The following is a 23,188-nucleotide window of genomic DNA, read 5'->3' as shown; positions in this document are numbered from 1 at the left end:
GGCGGGGCCGGCGCGTAGCGTGAAGGGCGGCTCGATGATGATCGTCGCCACGGCGGTGTCGCTGGCGTTGAGCGGATGCGTGCCGTCGGGCTTCCTGCCGTCGCTGTCGTTGCGCGCGCCGGCCGACGATGCGCTCGCACACACGGCCGGCCCTGGCGTGAACGGTGCATGGCCCGCGCCCGACTGGGTGAAGCAGTTGAAGGATCCGCAACTCGACGCACTGGTCGCCGAGGCATCGCAAAACAATCCCGACCTGCAGGTCGCGCAGGCGCGGCTGCGAATCGCGCAGGCGCAGCTTCAGCAGTTCGATTCGTTGACGGGGCTGACGGGCACGGCCGGTGCGACGGTCAGCCGTGCGCGGATGCCGAAGCCGGGCAACGACGTTGCCGACGTATCGGTTGGCGGCTATCGCGTACCGGTCGAGATCTTCGGCGATCCGAACACCTCGCCGTCGTCGGTGTTCGTCGGGCTCACCTACCAGCTCGACCTGTGGGGCAAGAACCGCGCCGCGACGAAGAGCCTGATGTCGTTGCGCGAAGCGGCGCGGGTCGAAGCCGAGCAGGTACGGCTCACGCTGGCGGTCGCGATCGTCACCGTTTACTGCCAGCTCGACCAGTCGTACGCGACGCAGGAACTGCTGCAGCAGAAACTGAAGGTCAGCCAGCGCGTGACGACCGTGCTGCGCGAGCGCACCGCGCGCGGGCTCGACAACGCATACGACGCGAGCGACGCATCGATCAAGCGCAGCAAGCTGCTCGCGCAGATTGCGCTGAACGACGAGCAGATCAAGCTCGGGCAACTTCAGCTCGGCGTGCTGTCGGGCCGCGGCCCCGAGCGCGGGCTCGCGCTGCAGCGGCCGCGCGTCGGCGCGTTCGCGGGCGGCGCGCTGCCCGCGCGGTTGCCGGCCGATCTCCTGGGCCGCCGGCCCGACATCGTCGCCGCGCGGTTGCGTGTCGAAGCCGCATTCGCGAATGCCGATTCGACGCGCGCGCAGTTCTATCCGGACGTGAACCTCGTCGCGCTCGGCGGCGTGTTCGCGCTGACGCCTGCGTCGCTGTTCTCGCGCGACGCGCTCGCCGGCTCCATCGGCCCGGCGATCTCGTTGCCGATCTTCGATCGCGGCCGATTGAAGGCGAAGCTCGGTGCGGACGTCGCGCAGGCCGATGTGGCGATCGGGCTGTACAACAAGACCGTCGACGACGCGCTCGGGCAGGTCGCGCAGTTCGTCACGTCGCTGCAGACGTCGCAGACGCTCGTCGCGCAGCAGCAGGACGCGGTCGTGGCTGCGCAGAAGATCGTGGAGATCGCGACCGATCGTCACCGGCGCGGCGTGCTGATGCAGAAGGACGTGGATGTCGCGGATCTCACGCTGATCGACGAGCGCGCGCAGATGATCGCGTTGCTCGGCCGGCAGCGGACGCTGCGCGTCGGGCTGATCGGCGCGCTGGGTGGCGGGTTCGATGCGGGCGCGACGGTTGCGCAGGCGCCGGCCGTGCATCGGGCGCGTAGCGGGGCGACGAAGCGAGGCGCTTCGACCGCCGCGCCCGCAGCGACCGCCGTGGGCACTGCGACCACACCGACCGCGAGCCGATCCGTGGCGGGGCCGTCGGCCGAAGCGCGCGCGGCGAGCGGGGCCGTGCCGCAGGTCGTCGCGGCATCGAATGCGGGGTCCGCACGACGTGACGATGCAGCAAGCACGCCGGCCGCCGGCGCGACAACGCGCGGCACCCCCGTTCTCGCACGCACTGCAGCGGCGAATCCGGCGCCGAGCCCGTCGGTCATGCCGCCGATCCCCCTGTTCCAGCACGATCGTCTGATCGTTACGCAAAGCGACTGATGCACCACGACAACCTTCATACCGCCGCGCCGCCGGCCGCACTGAACGACCCGGCACTCGACGCGCGCCGCGCGACGCGCCGCAAGCGCTTCATCGCGTTCTTCGCGGTCGTGCTGGTGGCCGCGCTCGCATGGATCGCATACTGGCTGCTGAGCGATCGCTACTACGAAGACACCGACGATGCGTACGTCGCCGGCAGCATCGTCCAGGTCGCCGCGCAGATCCCCGGATCGGTGACCGACGTCGTGGTTGCCGATACGCAGGCCGTGCGCGCCGGCCAGACGCTCGTGAAGCTCGACGACACCGAGGCGTCCGTCGCGTTCGCGCAGGCGAAGGCGCAGCTCGCGCAGGCGGTGCGGCAGGTCGCGAACGCGAAGATCTCGAACACGATGTACGTCGAGGCCGTGAATGCGCGGCGGGCCGACCTGTCGCTCGCGCAGCGTGCGTTCGCCGCACGTTCGGGCGCGTCGGTCGAGATCGTCGCGCCGGAGGAGCTCGCGCGTGCGCGCGCGGCGGTCGCCGGTGCGCAGGCGAATCTCGCGGCCGCGCAGGCGCAGCTCGACGCGGCACGCGCGCTCGGCACCAAACTGCCTGTCGACGAAAGCCCGGCCGTCGTGCAGGCGGCCGCGCAGTTCAAGCTCGCGTACCGGAACCTGAAGCGCACGACGATCGTCGCGCCGGTTGACGGCACGATCGGGCAGCGTTCGGTGCAGGTCGGCCAGCAGGTCGGGCCCGGCGTGCCGCTGATGTCGATCGTGCAGCTCAACCAGCTGTGGATCGAGGCGAATTTCAAGGAAGGGCAGATCCGCCACATGCGCGTCGGGCAGCCGGTCGAGGTGGTGTCGGATCTGTACGGCTCGCGCGTGACCTATCGCGGCCGCGTGCAGGGCTTCTCGGCGGGCACGGGCAGTGCGTTCTCGATGCTGCCGTCGCAGAACGCGGCCGGCAACTGGATCAAGGTCGTGCAGCGCGTGCCGGTCGTGATCGCGCTCGATGCGCGCGATCTCGCCGCGCATCCGCTGCGCGTCGGGCTGTCGATGCGCGCGACGGTCGACACGCACGACCGCAACGGCCACGCGCTCGACAGCGAGCCGCCGACGCCGGCCGTCAGCACGCGCGTGCACGATGGCGTCGCGAGCGACGCGGAAAGCGCCGCCGCCGCGATCATCCGCGAAAATCAGGGCGGGTAACGCCTGCCCATGCGAGGGGAGGCCGGTCGCCACGATCGGCCCGCCCCGGCGCGTCACGCCGCGCGCGCAACCTTCCCGTCGTTTCCCACCCGACTTTCGCATTTCCGCCATCGATGTCGGCGCCGTTCAAACGCGTGTCGCGTTTGAGACATCGGCGCCCCCGCCTCCCGGACTACTCTCGAACAGCACGTTGCGCGTGTGCCGCATGAGCCGGCGCGCCGCGGCGCCATCCAACGAGACATGGAGACAATACGATGAGCAGCAATCGAGGTGTCGTCTATCTTGGGCCGGGCCAGGTCGAAGTGCAGAAGATCGATTATCCGAAGATGGTCGATCCGAGCGGCCGTGCGATCGGCCACGGCGTGATCCTGAAAGTGGTCAGCACGAACATCTGCGGTTCCGACCAGCACATGGTGCGCGGCCGCACGACTGCGCCGGTCGGCCTCGTGCTCGGTCACGAGATCACGGGCGAGGTGGTCGAGATCGGCCGCGACGTCGAGACGCTGAAGCTCGGCGATCTCGTGTCGGTGCCGTTCAACGTGGCTTGCGGCCGCTGCGCGATGTGCAAGGACACGCATACGGGCGTGTGCCTGAACGTGAACCCGTCGCGTGCGGGTGGTGCCTATGGTTACGTCGACATGGGCGGCTGGATCGGCGGCCAGGCCGAGTACGTGCTCGTGCCGTACGCGGATTTCAACCTGCTGAAATTCCCCGACCGCGATCAGGCGATGGCGAAGATCCGCGATCTGACCTGCCTGTCCGACATCCTGCCGACCGGTTATCACGGCGCGGTGAGCGCGGGCGTGAAGCCGGGCTCGACGGTCTATATCGCGGGCGCGGGCCCGGTCGGGATGGCGGCGGCCGCTTCGGCGCGCCTGCTCGGCGCGGCGGTGACGATCGTCGGCGACATGAACGCGGAACGCCTCGCGCACGCGCGGGCGATGGGCTTCGAGACGGTCGACCTGTCGAAGGACGCATCGCTCGGCGAGCAGATCGAGCAGATTCTCGGTGTGCCCGAGATCGACTGCGCGGTCGACTGCGTCGGCTTCGAGGCACACGGGCACGGCTCGTCGGGCCATTCGGAGGAAGCGCCCGCGACGGTGCTGAACTCGCTGATGGAAATCACGCGGCCGGCCGGCGCGATCGGCATCCCGGGCCTGTACGTGACGGACGATCCGGGCGCGAAGGACAAGGCCGCGCAGCACGGCAGCCTGAGCATCCGCTTCGGCCTCGGTTGGGCGAAGTCGCACTCGTTCTTCACGGGCCAGACGCCGGTGCTGAAGTACAACCGCAACCTGATGCAGGCGATCCTGTTCGACCGGCTGCCGATCGCGAAGATCGTCAACGTCGAAGTGATTTCGCTCGACCAGGCGCCGGAAGGCTACAAGAAGTTCGACGGTGGCGCGCCGCGCAAATTCGTCATCGACCCGCACGGGTTGCTGGCCGCGTAACGCGACCGACCACCGCGCGGTAATCGAAGGGGCCGGGGCGTTCAAGCGCCTCGGCCCTTTGTGCGTTCGGGAAGCGCGCGCTCAGTGCCCGCGATCGAGCCGGGCGAGAAGCTCACGCGTGAACGATCGACCGGGGCGACATTCGCCCGGCTCCGTTCACGCGGTGCGCTCCATCGCGGCGTCGTACTGACCGCGGCAGGCCGCACCGTTCAGGCGTGCGCGCAGCAGCAGCGCATCCTGCGCGGCGCGTACGTTGGCCGCCTGTCCCTTCCACGCGGCCAGCGGCGGCTCCTGCAGCGCGCGTCCATATGAAAAGCTCAGCAGCCACGGCCGCCCGGCAACGCGATTCATCGCGTCGAGATGCGCCGTCGCTTCCTCGGGCGTCTGTCCGCCGGACAGGAAGAAGATGCCGGGCACTTCGGCCGGCACGGTGCTGCGCAACAGGCGCACCGTCGCCTCCGCGACTTCGGCGGGGGCCGGCTGTGCGGTGTGCGTGCTGCCCGCGACGACCATGCTCGGTTTGAGCAACATGTGCGCCAGCACGACCCGGTGCCGGTGCAGCGCGTCGAACACGGCGTGCAGCACGGCGTCGGTCACTTGCGCGCAGCGGCCGATCGAATGATCGCCGTCCATCAGCACTTCCGGCTCGACGATCGGCACGACGCCGGCCTCCTGGCAGATCGCCGCATAGCGCGCGAGCGCTTCGGCGTTTGCCTTGATCGCCGCATGGCCCGGCAGCGTGGCGGACACGTTGTACACCGCGCGCCATTTCGCGAACCGTGCGCCTTGCCGCTGATAGCCGTCGAGGCGCGCCGCAAGCCCATCGAGCCCTTGCGTGATTTCGTCGCCGGGCGCGAGCGCGAGCGGAATCTTGCCCGCGTCGACCTTGATGCCGGGCACGATCTGCTGGCGAGCGGCGAGTTCGGGCAACGGCGTGCCATCGTCCGCACATTGCCCGAGCGTCTCTTCATACAGGATCACGCCGCTGACGAATTCACCGAGGCCCGGCGTCGACAGCAACAGGGTGCGCCATGCGCGGCGGTTCTCTTCGGTCGATTCGACCGCGATCGTCTTGAAGCGCTTCGCGATGGTCGGCCCGCTTTCGTCGGCCGCCAGCAAGCCTTTGCCATCCTGAACGAGTGCCTGGATCGTCGCCTGGAGTGCGCTCTCGGTGCTCATGGAATTCCTCCGCTGAAACCGCCACGCGGCCGTGCCGGCCGCTCGCTGTTCACTTCGTCACATCGTCACGCCGCCTTCCGATTTCATTCTTTGTCGCGCGTCGGCCAGAACGCAAGGCGCGTGCCGCGCCTGATTGGCACACACTCGGGTGGCATCGTCCGTGCCAGGGCTGGTGCGTGTGCCGTTGCCGCGAGGCCAGCGCACCGATGGTCTGCACCGCGCGTTCGACACACGCAACGCGTCGTGCGAAGCGGGTGGTGCCGGAAACGGGCTGCCCGTTTTTGCTGTGGAAGTGTGGAGAAGCACGGGTCGCGCTCAGTGGCCGCGATAGAGCTGCGCGATTTGCGTATTGTTGGCGGTGGTGCGTCGTGCATGCGTGGTGTGCAGGCTCACGCGGTGGATTGCGTGAGCACGATGCGCGGAAGCGTGGTTGCCTTTCCAGTCCGTCACGCGAACCGTGCCGGCGTGTATCCGGTCGGGCGCGCGTATCGGCGGCGCGGCTTGTGCAGTCACCGTCCGTCCGGCGGATTCGCCGAGCTCCGCGCTGCCCTGTCGGGCGGCCGCCGCCTGCGCTCCGTCAGTCGAATGGAACGGGTAGACGGGCGCCAGCAGGACCGGTGGCGCGGGATCGATCGACGCGTACGGGCCGGCATGGCTTGCCGTCGCGATCGATCCATTCGAGCCGCGACAAACGGGATCGGCCTTGCACGTCCGGTCGACCGCCACGTAGCCGCCGACCAGCAGGACGAGCGTCAGGATGCTCAGGATCGGCGCGCTCGATGCGCGCGGCCGCTGGAACGTCGCGTTGCGAAGCGCCCGCGCGATACGCGATGACCACGTGTGAAAGGATCGCGCCGCGTGCGCGGCATGCGTGTCGGCCGAAGCAACGCGAATCGAATCGAACGGCCAGTTCCACCGGCCGCAGACGGGGCAGTGCTCGAGTGCACGGAAGGCCACGAAGCCGCATTCCCTGCAGCGGAAGCTGGCGGTGCGCCGCCCTTCGGCTCGCGCGTTCAGGATCGCGCGCCAGTCATCGCGCGCGCGAATGGTGCGGTTGGGCAGGACTCGCATCGCTGGAAGCAGTCTGGGCCGTCAACGAGGCGAACGTTCGCCGGGCGTCATGATCCTTTCCTGCAACGCAGCCGATCGGCCCGTGCCGGGATCCGGCGGAGCGTGCGTCGTCGACTGTCGTCCGCATGCGGTGCTCATGAGGTTCTCCATGACGTCGGGTGCGCGGAACACGTTCGTCCGTGCCGGCCTATCGCTTCATTCTTGGTCGCCGGCACGTGAAACGCAAGGCGCGAGCAGGCCGCCGTGATTCGTCCGATCCACGCTAGCCGTCCCGCCGCTGCCGGGCCGCGAGTGTCCCGATGGTCTGCATCGCCTGCTCGACGGCCGGCGTCCACGGCCGGCCGTAATTGAGCCGAAGATAGCGGCGGAATCCGCCGGTCGCGGAAAAGATCGGGCCCGGCGCGATGCTGACGCCGCTTTCCATCGCATCGCCGAACAGGTGCATCGCATCCACGCGCGGCGGCAGTTCGATCCACAGGAAATACCCGCCGCGCGGCGCGAACACTTCGGTGCCGGCCGGAAAATAGGCGCGCACGGCCGCCAGCATCTGCGCCTGGTGTGCAGCGAGATTGCGGCGCAGCTTGCGCAGGAAGCGATCGTACGCGCCGTCGCGCAGGTAGCTCGAAATCGCCATCTGCGCGGGCACGTCGGCCGCCGGCGCGCTCGCGCCTTTTGCCTGACGGATCTGCCGCACATAGCGTCCGGCCGCGACCCAGCCGATCCGGAACCCGGGCGCGAGGCATTTCGAAAACGAACCGCAATGCAGGACGAGCCCGCTGTCGTCATACAGTTTGGCGGGACGCGTGGGGACCGTCCCGAAATGCAGCTCGCCATAGACGTCGTCCTCGATCAGCGGCACGTTGCGTGCCGCGAGCAGGTCGATCAATGCGCGCTTGCGCTCGTCGGACAGTGTCGCGCCGGTCGGGTTGTGGAACGACGTCATGAACCAGCAGGCACGCACCGGATGCGTGTCGAGCGCTTGCTCGAGTGCGTCGAGATCGAGGCCGGTGCGCGGGTCGACCGGAATCTCGACGGCCTTCAGGTGCAGGCGCTGCACGGCCTCCAGGACCGCATGGAACGCCGGTCGCTCGATCGCGACGATATCGCCCGGGCGCGTCAGCGCCTGCAGGCTGAGCGTCAGCGCTTCGAGCGCGCCCGTCGTGATGATGATCTCGTCCATCGGCAGCGCCGCGCCTGCCTTCAGGTAGCGCAGCGCGATCTGGCGGCGCAGTGCGTCATGGCCGGGCGGCAAGCCGGACAGCAGGGCCGTGCGATCCATGTTGCGGGCTGCCGACGCCATTGCGCGCCACAGGCTGCCCATCGGGAACAGCGAATAGCTGGCGAACGCCGAGCCGAGCGGAACGATGTCTTCGCACTTGAGGGAGTCGAGCAGGCGGAACAGCGTATCGTCGTCGTCGTTTGGCGCGGCGGCCGGCTTGCGTGGCGGTTCATGGCCGAACCGCACGTGCTTGTCTTCGAGGTTCGCAACGAAATAACCGGATCGTGCACGCGCGACGATCAGACCCTCGCTTTCGAGCGCGTAGTACGCGCGAAACACGGTGGACGGGCTCACGCCATACGCGCGACAGGCCGCGCGCACGGTGGGGATGCGCGCACCGGCCGCCAGGTCGCCGCGCCGGATGGCCTCGGCGATCGTCTGTGCCAGCGCCGCATATCGCTTCATGCTGCCCCCCGGCCGCTCGAAGCCTCGCTGAAAAAAGAGTAGCACGGCACCCGTCGCGCGCAATCCCGTCGACGTGCTGATCCGCATGTTTTGCGTGGACTCTGATCCTTTTCTTTCGTCTGACGAGCGGGCATCCTAGAGCAAGCTTCATTCCCGATGTCCGATCGATACGGAGACCACGCTGCCTCGCGGCGGATCCGTAGCTTCCGCGCAACCTTTGCGGGACCTTTCTGCGGCGTCCTCCTTACCTTACCCGGAATCTTTCAGCGTGAAATCGAAGACCCTCATCGCGGGCCTGATGGCCGGCCTCGCCCTCGGCATGTCCGGCGGCGCGGCACAGGCCGCCTGCATCAGCAATCCCGCCGCCCAGCCGAACACGACGTTCCCCGCCGCCCTGACCGGCAAGCTCGTCTATCACAGCTATGTCAACTACGGTGACGGCACGAGCCAGCTGTTCCTCTACGACTTCTCGGCCCGTACGCTGACGCAACTGAGCAAGAGCGCGTGGGGCATCACCGATCCGATGAACGGCGTGTTCAGCCCCGACGGCAAGTGGCTCGCGTTCATGGGCATCAAGAACAACGCATGGAACGTGTTCATGGTTCAGCTCGGCACCAGCAATGCGCCGATCAACATGACGAACAGTACGGGCGCCACCCGCAACGAGGACCCGAAATTCAGCGCGGACGGCAAGACCCTCGTGTTCAAGCAGAACGGCGACGTCAAGCAGGCCACGCTGTCGTACACGAGCGCGGGCCCGGTGTTCACGTCGGTCGTGAGCCTGACCAACGCGCCGGCCGGCGCCGAGTACTCGATGCCGTTCCTCGCGCCGGACGCGAGCGCCGTCTACTACGCGAGCGGCACCGGCGCGAACATGGGCCTGATGAAGCGCACGCTCGCGACTGGTGCCACGGCCGTGTTCGATAATCCGGCGGGCCTGCAGACCTACTATCCGATCGTGCGTGCGGACGGCACGGTGTTCTACGCGCGCTGGAAGGACACGAGCCAGCTCGACCAGATCTACTCGAAGACCGCGGACCCGGCATCGACGCCGAATCAGTTGGCGCTCAACGACTGCATCAGCAACAACTCCGACCCCGCGCCGGTGAGCGGCACGAACTACCTGTTCTTCTCGTCGACGACGGCGGGCGGCTACCAGCTCTACGTCGGCGACGTGACGACCGGCCAGCGCTGGAGCCTGTCGCAATTCGGCGTGAACGCCGACACGACGAAGGCCAAGCTCGGGTCGAGCTACTACGGCGGCCCGGCCTCGAACCAGATCACGCTGCTGTCGCAAGGCCACCCGGCCGCCGCATCGGCGAGCTACAACGCGTCGCTCACGCCCGACAAGGCGTTCGACGGCAACACCACGAGCACGCGCTGGGATTCGCCGGAAGGCGCGGGCGTCGATCCGCAATGGATCTCCGTGGATCTCGGTGCGACGAAGACGATCAACAGCGTCGATCTCTACTGGGATGCGGGCGCGCTCGTCTACCAGATCCAGACGTCGAACGACAACGTGAACTGGACGACGATCTACTCGACGAACAACGGCGTGTCGTATGGCCACGTGACGCTGCCGAACCTGAACGGGCATGGCCGCTACGTGCGGATGTACGGCACGAAGCGCGCGACGCAGTGGGGTTATTCGCTCGACGAAATGCAGGTGTGGGGATCGTAAGCGCAAAGAAAAAAGCGGCCTTCTAGGCCGCTTTTTTCATGCGTCAGTGGCGGTGCGGGTTACGCGTGCAGCACATGCGCAGGGAATGCCGGGCTGGCGCTTGCCGCACCCTGAGCAAGCGGCGCGACCTGCTTGCGTCGCTCGCGGGTCGGCGCGACGCCGAACGCATCGCGATAGCTCTTGCTGAAATGGCACGCCGACTGGAAGCCGCACGCCATCGTGATGTGCATGATCGACATGTCGGTCTGCAGCAGCAGTTCGCGCGCGCGGCGCAGCCGCAGCGTCAGGTAGTAGTGCGTCGGCGTCATGCCGAGGTGTTCGCGGAACAGGCGCTGCAGTTGCCGCTGCGACATGTTCGCGAGCCGCGCGAGCTCCTCGCGCGACAGCGGTTCCTCGATGTTGTTCTCCATCAGCGAGATCACTTCGAACAGCGACTTGTTCGCTGAGCCGAGGCGCGCGACGAGCGGCATGCGTTGCTGCGCGCTCGTGTCGCGCACGTGTTCGACGATGAACTGCTCGGCGATCTGCGTGACGCGCGCGGTGCCCACGCGCGCGGCGATCAGGTTCAGCATCATGTCGAGCGGCGCGACGCCGCCCGTGCACGTGATGCGGTCGCGGTCGATCACGAACAGTTCCTTCAGGAAGCGGGTGTCCGGAAACTCTTCCTTCAGCGCCGACATGTTCTCCCAGTGGATCGCGCACGCATAGCCCGCGAGCAGCCCCGACTTCGCGAGTGCATAGGTGCCCGTGCACAGGCTGCCGAGCGGGATGCCCGAGCGCGCGAAGCGGCGCAGCGTCGACAGATGGGCGGGCGTGGTCGCGCGCTGCACGTCGACGCCGCCGCATACGAACACGATGTCGGGCTGCCCCACGCATTCGGCCGGGCCGGTGTCGACCGTCAGCCCGTTGCTCGCGGTAACCGGGCCGCCTTCCGGGCTGATGACCGACCAGCGGTAGAGCGGCTGGCCGCTCAGGTAGTTCGCCATCCGAAGCACCTCGATCGCATTGGTGAACGCGATCATCGTGAAATTCGGTAAGGGCATGAACGCGAAGTGGGACAGCGACGCTGTGCGGTCGGGCGACATGGGGGGTGTTCCTTGAATCTCTAATAGCTTTACGCCCGGGGGGCACGGACGGGCTGCGATATTGTGTGAGCCAGCGCAACAAGCGTGCCATACGGCTAAACCCTAGATCCATACGTTGTCTGGCCGAAAGCCGCATGCTGCGCTGCACCGTATTCGGGACGCGTTGCACCCCGACCGGGCGGCAATCGCACCGCCGGCGTGCCTGTTCATAGGTGAACTGCCGGAGGCGGTTTGCTTGGTCATCCGAAAAAGCACGACCGGTCACTTGTATAAAACGGACGCGGATGGCGGAAAAGGCAAAGAACGCGTCTAAATTCATCAATCCGCCGAAAATCCGAACGACAAGAATAGAGCCGTCGGCAGCCTTGTACGGGACGAGCGGGAAACCCAGGCAGGGCGGGCCTTGAGCTTCGGTTTCAGCCCCTTATTCTTCGTCACGGACGCACTATGTCGAACACCCAGCCTTTCTTCTCGCAGCCCCTTGCCGAGCGCGACGCGCCGGTGCGCAGCGCCATCCTGAAGGAACTCGAGCGTCAGCAGTCGCAGGTCGAACTGATCGCGTCGGAAAACATCGTGTCGCGTGCCGTGCTCGAGGCGCAGGGCTCGGTGCTGACCAACAAGTACGCGGAAGGCTATCCTGGCAAGCGCTACTACGGCGGCTGCGAGTTCGCGGATGAAGTCGAGGCGCTGGCAATCGAACGCGTGAAGAAGATCTTCAACGCCGGCTATGCGAACGTGCAGCCGCACTCGGGCGCGCAGGCGAACGGCTCGGTGATGCTCGCGCTGGCCAAGCCGGGCGACACGGTGCTCGGCATGTCGCTCGACGCGGGCGGCCACCTGACGCACGGCGCGAAGCCGGCGCTGTCGGGCAAGTGGTTCAACGCGGTCCAGTACGGCGTGAACCGCGACACGATGCTGATCGACTACGACCAGGTCGAAGCGCTCGCGCACGAGCACAAGCCGAACCTGATCATCGCCGGCTTCTCGGCATACCCGCGGGCGCTCGACTTCGCGCGCTTCCGTGCGATCGCCGACAGCGTCGGCGCGAAGCTGATGGTCGACATGGCGCACATCGCCGGCGTGATCGCCGCGGGCCGCCACGCGAACCCGGTCGAGCATGCGCACGTCGTCACGTCGACCACCCACAAGACGTTGCGCGGCCCGCGCGGCGGCTTCGTGCTGACCAACGACGAGGACATCGCGAAGAAGATCAACTCGGCCGTGTTCCCCGGCCTGCAGGGCGGCCCGCTGATGCACGTGATCGCCGGCAAGGCCGTCGCGTTCGGCGAAGTGCTGCATGCGGACTTCAAGACCTACATCGACAACGTGCTCGCGAACGCGCAGGCGCTCGGCGAAGTGCTGAAGGCGGGCGGCGTCGATCTCGTCACGGGCGGCACCGACAACCACCTGCTGCTGGTCGACCTGCGCCCGAAGGGCCTGAAGGGCGCGCCGGTCGAACAGGCGCTGGAGCGCGCGGGAATCACCTGCAACAAGAACGGCATTCCGTTCGACACCGAGAAGCCGACCGTCACGTCGGGCATCCGCCTCGGCACGCCGGCCGGCACGACGCGCGGCTTCGGCGTCGCGGAGTTCCGCGAAGTGGGCCGCCTGATCCTGGAAGTGTTCGACGCGCTGCGCGCGAACCCGGAAGGCGACCATGCCACCGAACAGCGCGTGCGCCGCGAGATCTTCGCGTTGTGCGAGCGCTTCCCGATCTATTGATCCCACCGACCCGACAATACTGGAGCAACACATGAGCACGCTGCATCAAGACAGCATCATCATCGACGGGCTGAACATCTCGAAGTTCGAGAAGCCGGTGTTCGAAGACATGCGCAAGGGCGGCATCACCGCCGCGAACTGCACGGTGTCGGTGTGGGAAAACTTCACCAAGACCGTCGACAACATCGGCGTGATGAAGAAGAAGATCCGCGACAACAGCGAGTTGCTGACGCTGGTGCGCACGACGGAAGACATCTTCCGCGCGAAGAAGGAAGACAAGACCGGCGTGATCCTCGGCTTCCAGAACGCGCATGCGTTCGAGGACAACATCGGCTACATCGAAGCGTTCGCCGACATGGGCGTGCGCGTCGTGCAGCTCTGCTACAACACGCAGAACCTGGTCGGCACCGGCTGCTACGAGCGTGACGGCGGGCTGTCGGACTTCGGCCGCGAAGTGATCACCGAGATGAACCGCGTCGGCATCATGGTCGACCTGTCGCACGTGGGCGGCAACACGTCGTCGGAAGCGATCGCGTTCTCGAAGAAGCCGGTGTGCTATTCGCACTGCCTGCCGTCGGGCCTGAAGGAGCACCCGCGCAACAAGAGCGACGAACAGCTGAAGGAGATCGCCGACGCAGGCGGCTTCGTCGGCGTGACGATGTTCGCGCCGTTCCTGAAGCGCGGGATCGAGGCGAACATCGACGACTACATCGAGGCGATCGACTACGTCGTGAACCTGATCGGTGAAGACGCGGTCGGCATCGGCACGGATTTCACGCAGGATTTCGCGAAGGAGTTCTTCGACATGCTGACGCATGACAAGGGCCGCTATCGCCAGCTGACGAATTTCGGCAAGGTGATCAACCCGGACGGCATCCGCACGATCGGCGAATTCCCGAACCTGACGGCCGCGATGGAGCGCCACGGCTGGAAGGAGTCGCGTATCCGCAAGATCATGGGCGAGAACTGGGTGCGCGTGTTCAAGGACGTGTGGGGCGCGTAAGCGCCGCGAACGCCGAACCACCGCCAGCGATTCAACATTAAAAAAATCGGGACGTGCCCGTGCAAGCCGCACGGGCGCGCGGACGATGTCGCGCCTGCGCACTGAGCCGCGCGGCCAATTTCCTCACGGAGTCACCACGATGCAACCGCAACTGCCGATCAACGTCGATCCCGATACCGGCGTCTGGACCACCGACGCGCTGCCGATGCTGTATGTGCCGCGCCACTTCTTCACGAACAACCACGTCGCCGTCGAGGAAGCGCTCGGCGTCGAGGCGTATGCCGAGATCCTGTACAAGGCCGGCTACAAGTCCGCCTACCACTGGTGCGACAAGGAAGCCAAGCTGCACGGCCTGACCGGCATGGCCGTGTTCGAGCACTACCTGAAGCGCCTGTCGCAGCGCGGCTGGGGCCTGTTCTCGATCATCGAGGCCGATCCGGCCAGCGCGCGCGCGAAGATCGAGCTGCGCCACTCGTCGTTCGTGCTCCAGCAGCCGGGCAAGGAAGGCAAGCTCTGCTACATGTTCGCGGGCTGGTTCGCCGGCGCGATGGACTGGGTCAACGACACGACGCCGGAAGGCAAGGGCGCACCGCGTGCGCAATCGAAGGAAGTGCAGTGCGCGGCCGAGCATCACGACCACTGCGTCTTCGAAGTGTCGCCGATCGCGCACTGATGCGCTGACGTAACGGCACAGCAACACAACAACACCCGCAACACGAGACATTCGAACGCCAGAGGTCGCCAGCGATGCGTTATCCCCACCTGTTCAAACCCATGCAGCTGAACCAGCTGACGCTGCGCAACCGGATCGTCAGCACCGCGCATGCGGAGGTGTATGCCGAGCCGGGCGGCCTGCCGGGCGACCGCTATATCCGCTACTACGAAGAAAAGGCGAAGGGCGGCGTGGGCCTCGCGATCTGCGGCGGGTCGAGCCCGGTGTCGATCGACAGCCCGCAGGGCTGGTGGAAATCGGTGAACCTGTCGACCGACAAGATCATCGATCCGCTCACGCGCCTCGCCGACACGATGCACAAGCACGGCGCGAAGATCATGATCCAGGCGACGCACATGGGCCGTCGCTCGTCGTTCCACGGCGAGCACTGGCCGCACCTGATGTCGCCGTCGGGCGTGCGCGAACCCGTGCACCGCGGTAACGCGAAGATCATCGAGATCGAGGAAATCCGCCGCATCATCGGCGATTTCGCGGCAGCCGCGAAGCGCGTGAAAGCGGCCGGCATGGACGGCATCGAAATCTCGGCTGCCCACCAGCACTTGATCGACCAGTTCTGGAGCAAGCGTTCGAACCACCGCACCGACGAATGGGGCGGCAGCCTGGAAAACCGGCTGCGCTTCGGCATCGAGGTGCTGACGGCGGTGCGTGAGGCGGTCGGCAAGGATTTCTGCGTCGGCCTGCGCATGTGCGGCGACGAATTCCACGAGGACGGCCTCGATCACGAAGCACTGAAGGAAATCGCGCAGGCGATGTCGGAGACGGGCCTGATCGACTACCTGAGCGTGGTCGGTTCGGGCGGCGATACGCACAACACGATCGCCAACTGCATGCCGCCGATGGCGCTGCCGCCGGAGCCGTTCGTGCACCTCGCGGCCGGCATCAAGTCGGTCGTGAAGATTCCGGTGATGCACGCACAGAGCATCCGCGATGCGGGCCAGGCCGAGCGCCTGCTCGCGACCGGCATGATCGACCTGGTCGGCATGACGCGCGCGCAGATTGCCGATCCGCACATGGTGATCAAGATCCGCGACGGCCGCGAAGACGAAATCAAGCAGTGCGTCGGCGCGAACTACTGCATCGACCGCCAGTACAACGGCCTTGACGTGCTGTGCATCCAGAACGCGGCGACGTCGCGCGAATCGACGATGCCGCACATCATCGAGAAGTCGCGCGGCCCGAAGCGCAAGGTCGTGGTGGTCGGCGCGGGCCCGGCGGGCCTCGAGGCGGCGCGCGTCGCGAAGCTGCGCGGCCACGACGTCGTGCTGTTCGAGAAGAACGCGGAAGTGGGCGGCCAGGTGATGATCGCCGCGAAGGCGCCGCAGCGCGAACAGATGTCGGGGATCATCCGCTGGTTCGACATGGAAACGAAGCGCCTGGGCGTCGATCGCCGGCTCGGCGTGGCAGCCGACGAGAAGATGATCATGGCCGAGAAGCCGGACATCGTCGTGCTCGCGACGGGCGGGTCGAGCTTCACGTGGCAGGTGCCGGGCTGGGGCGTGGCCGAGGGCCTCGCCGTCAGCTCGTGGGACATCCTGACCGGCAAGGTCGAGCCGAAGCAGAACGTGCTGCTGTTCGACGGCGTGAGCACGCATGCGGGCGCGGGCGTGGCCGACTTCATGGCGAGCCGCGGCTCGAAGGTCGAGGTCGTCACGCCGGACGTGAAGGTGGCCGACGATTGCGGCGGCACGACGTTCCCGATCTTCTATCGCCGCCTGTACGCATTCGGCGTGATCCCGACGCCGAACACGATGCTCGATCGCGTCTATGAAGAGGACGGCAAGCTGATCGCGGTGCTGCGCAACGAGTACACGGAAGAACTCGAGGAGCGCGCGGTCGACCAGGTGGTGATCGAGAACGGTTCGTCGCCGAACGACGAGCTGTACTGGAAGCTCAAGCCGGAATCGGTGAACCGCGGCCAGATCGATCCGCACACGCTGTTCGCGGCCGAGCCGCAGCCGTGCCTGTCGGAAGAACTCGGCAATGGCCGTTTCCTGCTGTTCCGTGTCGGCGACTGCATCTCGATGCACAACGTCCACGGTGCGATCTACGACTCGCTGCGTCTCGTGAAGGATTTCTAAAAGATGAATCCGTCCTTCCTCATTACCGCCCTGTTGTGGCTGTCGGTGGCGGGGCTCGCGTTCGCAGTCGCGAAGCGCTCGTCCTACTGGCGTCTCGGCCGGGCCACCGCGCCCGGCTCGTTCGGCGTCGCGAACCTGTTCGCGATCCCGAAGCGCTACTTCGTCGACCTGCACCACGTGGTCGCCCGCGATCCGTACATCGCGAAGACGCACGTCGCGACGGCCGGCGGCGCGATCGGCGCGCTCGCGCTGGTGTTCATCAACTACGGCCTCGCGATCTACTCGCCGTGGCTCGACAAGCTGATCTTCCTGTCGGCGCTCGCGATGCTGGTCGGCGCGGTGTTCGTGTGGCGCCGACGCGCGGCCAAGGACGTGCCGGCCCGCCTGTCGCGCGGCCCGTGGAATACGCTGCCCTGGCTGCTCGGCTCGTTCGCGCTCGGCCTCGTGCTGTTCATGCTGGTGCCGACCGGTGCGATGTCGGGCGCGTTCGCGGTGCTCTGCGCAGTGCTGATCGGCGTCGGTGCATTCACGATGACGGTCGGCGCCGCGAAGGGCGGCCCGATGAAGCATGCGATCGCCGGCCTGCTGCACCTGGCCTTCCACCCGCGCCAGGAGCGTTTCGCCGCCACGCGCGAATCGTTCACCGGTAACGGCACGGCTACGCCGCCGACGGCGCTGAAGCTGCCGGACATCGAGCATCAGGAGTATGGCGTCGAGAAGCCGGTCGAATTCCGCTGGAACCAGCTGCTGAGCTTCGACGCGTGCGTGCAGTGCGGCAAGTGCGAAGCCGCGTGCCCCGCGTTCGCGTCGGGCCAACCGCTGAACCCGAAGAAGCTGATCCAGGATCTCGTCGTCGGGATGGCGGGCGGTACCGATGCGGCATACGCGGGCAGCCCGTCGCCGGGCCTCGCGGTCGGCCAGCATCGCGGCGAGCCGAACGGCCCGATCGTGTCGGGCCTGATCGAGGAGCAGACGCTGTGGTCGTGCACGACCTGCCGTGCCTGCGTGCAGGAATGCCCGATGCTGATCGAGCACGTCGACGCGATCGTCGACATGCGCCGCAACCGCACGCTCGTGCACGGCACGGTGCCGGGTAAAGGCCAGGAAGTGCTCGCGAACCTGCGTGAAACCGGCACGATGGGCGGCTACGACACCGCTGCGCGCTACGACTGGTCGGTCGACCTGAGCGCACCTGTCGCGCAACCCGGCAAGCCGGTCGACGTGCTGTTCGTCGCGGGCGAAGGTGCGTTCGACATGCGCTACCAGCGCACGCTTCGCGCGTTCGTCAAGGTACTGAACAAGGCGGGCGTCGACTATGCGGTGCTCGGCTCGACCGAAACCGACACGGGCGACGTCGCCCGCCGGCTCGGCGACGAAGCGACGTTCCAGCAGATGGCGAAGCGCCTGATCGGCACGCTCGGCACGCTGTCGTACAAGCAGATCGTGACGGCCGACCCGCACGTGATGCACAGCCTGCGCAACGAATACCGTGCGCTCGGGCTGCGCGTGACGGTCAAGCACCATACGACCTACCTCGCCGAACTGGCCGACAGCGGCAAGATCGCGCCGAAGGCCGTCGAAGCGCTGCGCGAGAAGCGCACCACGTATCACGACCCGTGCTACCTCGGCCGCTACAACGGCGAGACGGAAGCGCCGCGCAAGCTGCTGAAGACGATCGGCATCCAGGTCGTCGAGATGGAGCGCAACGGCATGCGCGGCCGCTGCTGCGGCGGTGGCGGCGGCGCGCCGCTGACCGACATTCCCGGCAAGCAACGCATTCCCGATATCCGCATCGCCGACGCGCGCACGATCGGCGCGGACGTGGTAGCGGTTGCCTGCCCGAACTGCACGGCGATGCTCGAAGGCGTCGTGGGCCCGCGCCCCGACGTGCTCGACGTGGCCGAACTCGTCGCCGCCTCGCTGGAGTGAATCGATGAATACGATCAAACGAATCGATCCGCGCCGGCCGTTCATCATCACGGCCGCGGGCCTGAAGCGCATCACGCTCGGCGAGGAAGGCAGCGCCGATGCGAACGCCGCGCACGGGTCCGTGCACGGTCATGGCGCAGCGGCTGCGAAGCCGCGCCGCGCGGTGCAGGATCCGAAGCACGTGATGCTGGTGGTCGCGCACAGCGAACGTGGCGCGCTCGACGATCATTCGCGGCAGGCGATCGCCGCCGCCGCATTGCTCGCCGATGCGCAGACCGAAGTCGCGCTGCTCGCGTTCGGCGAACTCAAGGACGACGTGGCCGAACTGGGCGTCGACAAGCTGCTGGAACTCGCCGGTTTCGATCGGCGCGCGTTCGACCCTGAAAGCGAACTGCAAGCGCTGCAGGCCTGCGTTGCCGCGCTCGCGCCGAAACACGTGTTCGTGCCCGACAACGCGACGGGCGACGGCGATCTCGGCCGGCGCTACGCGGCGGCCGCCGGTGCGAGCGTCGCGACCCACGTCGTCGAGATCGACGCGAAGCATGTCGGCGCGTATGCGCAGGCCGGGCGCGCGTTTGCCACCCGTGCGCTGCCCGACGTGATCCTGCTCGAGCAGAACGCGGTCGACGCGAAGCTGCCGTTCGTCGGTGCGGGCGAACGCCTGGCTGCCGACTTCATCCGCCCGGCGCATGACGCCGCGCAACCGTACCGCGATCTCGGCCTCGACGAAATCGACGCGGCACAGGTTGCGCTGGAGGAAGCCGATTTCATCGTGTCGGCCGGCAACGGCGTGTCCGACATCGGTGCGTTCGAACGGCTGGCCGGTGCGTTCGGTGCGGCGATCGGCGCGAGCCGCGTCGCGGTCGACAACGGTCACTTCACGCGCGACAAGCAGGTCGGTGCAACCGGCAAGACGGTCGAGGCGAGCGTGTACATCGCGTTCGGCATCTCGGGCGCGGTGCAGCACCTGCAGGGGATCAAGGACTGCCGCCACGTGATCGCGGTGAACCTCGACGGCAGCGCGCCGATCGCGAAGCGCGCGAACCTGACGGTGGTCGGCGACGCGCAGGGCACGATCGCGGCGCTGATCGAACAGGTGCAGGCCGCGCGCGCCGCGCGTGGCGAATCGCCGGCCGCGGTCGGCACCCGTGAACCGGAAGGAGTCGCCGCATGAACGCCCCCCGCCAGTTGCAACGCATCGCGGTGCTCGTGTCCGTCGGCCGCCATCCGGTCAGCGGCGTCGCGCGCTACAGCCGCAACGACGCGGCCGCGCTCGAAACCGGCCGCCAACTCGCGGAGCGGCATCGCGCGAAGCTCGACGTGATCCATGCAGGCGACCCCGCGAACGCGGCGCTTGCCGAATATCTCGCGCTCGGCGCACGGGAGGTCGAGGTGCTGGCCTGCCGCGACGGCGACGATGCCGTGCATGCGCTCGCCGCGCGCGTCGAGGGCTACGACCTCGTGCTGACCGGCACGCGTGCCGAGGGCGCCTACGACACCGGCATGCTGCCGTATCGCATCGCCGCGGCGCTCGGCTATCCGCTCGTCGGCTCGGCCGTCGACGTGACGGTCGAAGGCGGCCGCGCGGCCGTCCGGCAATTTTTGCCGAAAGGGCTGCGGCGACGCGTCGACACGGCGCTGCCGGCCGTCGTCGCCGTCCATCCGCTCGCGAATGCCGAGCCGCGCTACGCGTATGCGCGGCTGCGCGCCGGCGCGATCCGGCCCGCGCTCGCGGCGCCCGGCGCGGACGCCGACGCGGCCGCGTGGAAGGTCGGCCCGATCGAGCGTAAACCCGTAAAGCTGGTCGCCGCCGAGAAGCGCTCCGGGCATGCCCGGATGCTGTCCGCGACGACGACCGAAAGCCGTGGCGGCAACGTCGTAAATGAAGGGAGTTCGGTCGAAAAAGCACAAGTGATCCTCGCGTATTTGCGCGAGCATCAGCTCATCGACTACTGATTTTGATGCCTGTCGGCAAGAACCCAGGGATGCAAGGAATCCGGAGCAAACGATGAAAGTATCGGCAGACATTCGTGCACTGATCGAGCGGCGCAAGGAAGGGCACAGCCTCGAGGCACCGTTCTACACGAGCGAGGACATCTTCGCGCTCGACATGGAGGCGATTTTCCGCCAGCACTGGATCCAGGTGGCGGTCGAACCGGACATTCCCGAGCCGGGCGACTACGTGACCGTGGAACTCGGGAGCGATTCGATCCTGATCGTGCGCGACGACGACATGGCGATCCGCGCGTTCCACAACGTGTGCCGTCACCGCGGCGCGCGCCTGTGCAACGAAGACAAGGGCTCGGTCGGCAACATCGTGTGCCCGTACCACAGCTGGACCTACAACCTGACCGGCCAGCTGATGTTCGCCGAGCACATGGGCGAGAAGTTCGACCGCTGCAAGCACAGCCTGAAGTCGGTGCACGTCGAGAACCTCGCGGGCCTGATCTTCGTCTGCCTCGCCGACGAGCCGCCCGCCGACTTCGCGCAGCTGCGCGCCGAGATGGAGCCGTACCTGCTGCCGCACGATCTGCCGAGCACGAAGATCGCCGCGCAGGTCGACATCATCGAGGAAGGCAACTGGAAGCTCACGATGGAGAACAACCGCGAGTGCTATCACTGCGTCGCGAACCATCCGGAGCTCACCATCTCGCTGTACGAATACGGCTTCGGCTACCAGCGCTCCGACGCCAACGCGGAAGGCATGGACGCGTTCGCGGAAACATGCGTGCGGCGCGGGAAGGAGTGGGCCGAGATGGGCCTGCCGTCCGAAGAGATCGAGAAGCTGCTCGACGTGACGGGTTTCCGCACGCAGCGCCTGCCGCTCGATCGCCACGGTGAATCGCAGACGCTCGATGCGAAGGTCGCATCGAAGAAGCTGCTCGGCGGCTTCGACAAGGCCGACCTCGGCGGGCTGTCGTTCTGGACGCAGCCGAACTCGTGGCACCACTTCATGAGCGATCACATCGTGACGTTCTCGGTGATCCCGCTGTCGGCCGGCAAGACGCTCGTGCGCACGAAGTGGCTCGTGCACAAGGACGCGAAGGAAGGCATCGACTACGACGTGAAGAATCTCACGGCCGTGTGGAACGCGACCAACGACCAGGATCGCGCGCTCGTCGAATTCTCGCAGCGCGGCGCGACCAGCAGCGCGTACGAGCCGGGCCCGTATTCGCCGTTCACGGAAGGTCTCGTCGAAAAATTCTCGGCCTGGTACATCGGCCGGCTCGCCGAAAAAACCGGCGAATAGCACTTAGCAGCGTATAAGCGGAGTCAGACATGATGCGAGATGCGGCCAACTTCGAGCCGACGGACAGCCGGGTCACGCGCCCGGCGTTCTGGAACGGCCTTCCCGAGCGCTGGACGAGCGACGTCGAGGAAACGCTGGTGTGCTGCCACGTGCGGCAGGAAACGCACGACGTGAAGAGTTTCTTCTTCCGTTCGCCGCAGGGCCGCTCGTTCTCGTTCGAGCCCGGGCAGTTCCTCACGCTCGAGCTCGACATCGAAGGCGAAACGATCAACCGCTGCTATACGATCTCGTCGTCGCCGGCGCGGCCGCACACGGTGTCGATCACGGTGAAGCGCGTGCCGGGCGGCAAGGTGTCGAACTGGCTGCACGACAACCTGCAGCCGGGCGCACCGGTGCGCGTGCTCGGCCCGGCCGGCGAATTCACGTGCGCACGGCATCCGGCGCGCAAGTACCTGTTCCTGTCGGCCGGCTCGGGCGTCACGCCGCTGATGTCGATGAGCCGCGCGCACCATGATCTCGCGGAGGATCGCGACATCCTGTTCGTGCACAGCGCGCGCACGCCGGACGACATCATCTTCGCGCGCGAGCTCGACCTGATCGCGTCGAACCACACGAACTTCCGCACGTCGTTCGTCGTCGAGCGTCTGGGCGCGCGCACGAACTGGCCGGGCGTCACGGGCTTCCTGACGCTGCCGCTGCTGAAGCTGATCGCTCCGGATTTCATGGAGCGCGAGATCTTCACGTGCGGCCCCGCGCCGTACATGAAGGCCGTGCGCGACCTGCTCGACGAAGCCGGCTTCGATCGCAAGCAGTATCACGAGGAGAGCTTCTCGTTCGAAACGCTCGCGCAAACCGCAAGCGACGAACTGCTCGTCGATCTCGCGCCGCCGGCGGAAGGTGCCGACACCGATACGAAGCAGTACACGGTCAGTTTCGCGAAGAGCAATCGCGAGATTTCGTGCGGCTCGGAGCAGCACGTGCTGGATGCGGCGCGCCAGTCGGGCGTGCGGCTGCCGGCCTCGTGCACGCAGGGCATGTGCGGCACCTGCAAGGTGAAGCTCGTGTCCGGGCAGGTTGAAATGAAGCACAACGGCGGTATCCGCCAGCGCGAGATCGACCAGGGGATGGTGCTGCTGTGCTGCAGCAAGCCGCTGTCGGATCTCGTGATCGACAAGTAGTCGCAACACGCCATCGGCTGTCCGGGGGCGTCGCGTCCGGACAAGCATCCGTCGGAAAACAACGATACCGCGGATTTGTGGTTGAAGAACCTAGAGAGACAACGCGCGCAGGCGCAC

The 23,188-nt window shown here is 67.0% G+C and carries 17 protein-coding genes; 13 read left to right on the top strand and 4 right to left on the bottom strand.

Going from position 1 to position 23,188, the window contains the following annotated elements:
* Positions 1-34 precede the first annotated feature (34 nt).
* The 3 genes from BCO18175_RS12855 (at position 35) to fdhA (ending at position 4,478) form a co-directional block, all read left to right on the top strand.
* The gene (locus tag BCO18175_RS12855; RefSeq protein ID WP_438820494.1) at positions 35-1,837 is read left to right on the top strand and encodes an efflux transporter outer membrane subunit; all 1,803 of its coding nucleotides are present in this window, start codon (positions 35-37) and stop codon (positions 1,835-1,837) included.
* Positions 1,837-3,027, top strand: coding sequence for an HlyD family secretion protein (locus BCO18175_RS12850; protein ID WP_174981186.1), 1,191 nt, complete (start codon positions 1,837-1,839; stop codon positions 3,025-3,027). Before BCO18175_RS12855 ends, BCO18175_RS12850 begins: the two co-directional genes overlap by 1 nt.
* Positions 3,028-3,281: 254 nt before the next feature.
* A complete protein-coding gene (fdhA, locus tag BCO18175_RS12845) occupies positions 3,282-4,478 on the top strand; it encodes a formaldehyde dehydrogenase, glutathione-independent (RefSeq protein WP_039369545.1) in 1,197 nt (398 codons plus the stop codon).
* Positions 4,479-4,634: 156 nt separating this feature from the next.
* Here fdhA and BCO18175_RS12840 read toward each other — a convergent pair whose 3' ends face one another.
* The 3 genes from BCO18175_RS12840 to BCO18175_RS12830 form a co-directional block, all read right to left on the bottom strand.
* Positions 4,635-5,657 (bottom strand): class I fructose-bisphosphate aldolase, encoded by a 1,023-nt coding sequence (locus BCO18175_RS12840; protein ID WP_174981183.1) that lies wholly within the window; start codon positions 5,655-5,657, stop codon positions 4,635-4,637.
* A 315-nt stretch (positions 5,658-5,972) separates the two neighbouring features.
* On the bottom strand, positions 5,973-6,728 hold the full coding sequence (locus BCO18175_RS12835; protein WP_174981180.1) for a hypothetical protein: 756 nt from the start codon (positions 6,726-6,728) through the stop codon (positions 5,973-5,975).
* Positions 6,729-6,990: 262 nt separating this feature from the next.
* Positions 6,991-8,412 carry a PLP-dependent aminotransferase family protein gene (locus tag BCO18175_RS12830; protein WP_174981178.1) on the bottom strand — a complete coding sequence of 474 codons (1,422 nt, stop codon included), beginning with the start codon at positions 8,410-8,412 and terminating at the stop codon, positions 6,991-6,993.
* A 268-nt stretch (positions 8,413-8,680) separates the two neighbouring features.
* Between BCO18175_RS12830 and BCO18175_RS12825 the strand changes: the two genes are divergently transcribed.
* Entirely contained in the window at positions 8,681-10,093 is a 1,413-nt protein-coding gene (locus BCO18175_RS12825) for a discoidin domain-containing protein (protein ID WP_174981174.1), read from the top strand.
* A 59-nt stretch (positions 10,094-10,152) separates the two neighbouring features.
* Here the strand turns inward: BCO18175_RS12825 and BCO18175_RS12820 are convergent, their stop codons facing one another.
* Positions 10,153-11,178 (bottom strand): GlxA family transcriptional regulator, encoded by a 1,026-nt coding sequence (locus BCO18175_RS12820; RefSeq protein ID WP_174981173.1) that lies wholly within the window; start codon positions 11,176-11,178, stop codon positions 10,153-10,155.
* A 447-nt stretch (positions 11,179-11,625) separates the two neighbouring features.
* On the opposite strand from BCO18175_RS12820, the gene BCO18175_RS12815 reads away from it, so the two are divergent.
* From BCO18175_RS12815 to BCO18175_RS12775, 9 genes are all read left to right on the top strand, one after another.
* Positions 11,626-12,900 carry a serine hydroxymethyltransferase gene (locus BCO18175_RS12815; protein WP_174916022.1) on the top strand — a complete coding sequence of 425 codons (1,275 nt, stop codon included), beginning with the start codon at positions 11,626-11,628 and terminating at the stop codon, positions 12,898-12,900.
* 31 nt (positions 12,901-12,931) lie between these two features.
* Positions 12,932-13,903 carry a dipeptidase gene (locus tag BCO18175_RS12810; protein WP_174931264.1) on the top strand — a complete coding sequence of 324 codons (972 nt, stop codon included), beginning with the start codon at positions 12,932-12,934 and terminating at the stop codon, positions 13,901-13,903.
* Between the two features lie 139 nt (positions 13,904-14,042).
* Complete coding sequence (locus tag BCO18175_RS12805; RefSeq protein ID WP_006488993.1) at positions 14,043-14,576, top strand: DUF5943 domain-containing protein; 534 nt, start codon at positions 14,043-14,045, stop codon at positions 14,574-14,576.
* Between the two features lie 74 nt (positions 14,577-14,650).
* Complete coding sequence (locus BCO18175_RS12800; RefSeq protein WP_011354182.1) at positions 14,651-16,714, top strand: NADH:flavin oxidoreductase; 2,064 nt, start codon at positions 14,651-14,653, stop codon at positions 16,712-16,714.
* A 3-nt stretch (positions 16,715-16,717) separates the two neighbouring features.
* Complete coding sequence (locus BCO18175_RS12795; RefSeq protein WP_174981170.1) at positions 16,718-18,643, top strand: (Fe-S)-binding protein; 1,926 nt, start codon at positions 16,718-16,720, stop codon at positions 18,641-18,643.
* Positions 18,644-18,647: 4 nt separating this feature from the next.
* On the top strand, positions 18,648-19,817 hold the full coding sequence (locus BCO18175_RS12790; protein ID WP_174981166.1) for an electron transfer flavoprotein subunit alpha/FixB family protein: 1,170 nt from the start codon (positions 18,648-18,650) through the stop codon (positions 19,815-19,817).
* Positions 19,814-20,599 (top strand): electron transfer flavoprotein subunit beta/FixA family protein, encoded by a 786-nt coding sequence (locus BCO18175_RS12785; protein ID WP_174916018.1) that lies wholly within the window; start codon positions 19,814-19,816, stop codon positions 20,597-20,599. The genes BCO18175_RS12790 and BCO18175_RS12785 overlap by 4 nt, the downstream gene beginning before the upstream one ends.
* A 52-nt stretch (positions 20,600-20,651) precedes the next feature.
* Complete coding sequence (locus BCO18175_RS12780) at positions 20,652-21,893, top strand: aromatic ring-hydroxylating oxygenase subunit alpha (RefSeq protein ID WP_122947844.1); 1,242 nt, start codon at positions 20,652-20,654, stop codon at positions 21,891-21,893.
* A 29-nt stretch (positions 21,894-21,922) separates the two neighbouring features.
* Positions 21,923-23,071 (top strand): hybrid-cluster NAD(P)-dependent oxidoreductase, encoded by a 1,149-nt coding sequence (locus BCO18175_RS12775; protein WP_174981163.1) that lies wholly within the window; start codon positions 21,923-21,925, stop codon positions 23,069-23,071.
* The last annotated feature ends 117 nt before the right edge of the window (positions 23,072-23,188 follow it).

The organism is Burkholderia lata, assembly GCF_902499335.1.
GTDB lineage: Bacteria > Pseudomonadota > Gammaproteobacteria > Burkholderiales > Burkholderiaceae > Burkholderia > Burkholderia lata_B.
This window is presented reverse-complemented; position numbering and strand designations above follow the sequence as displayed.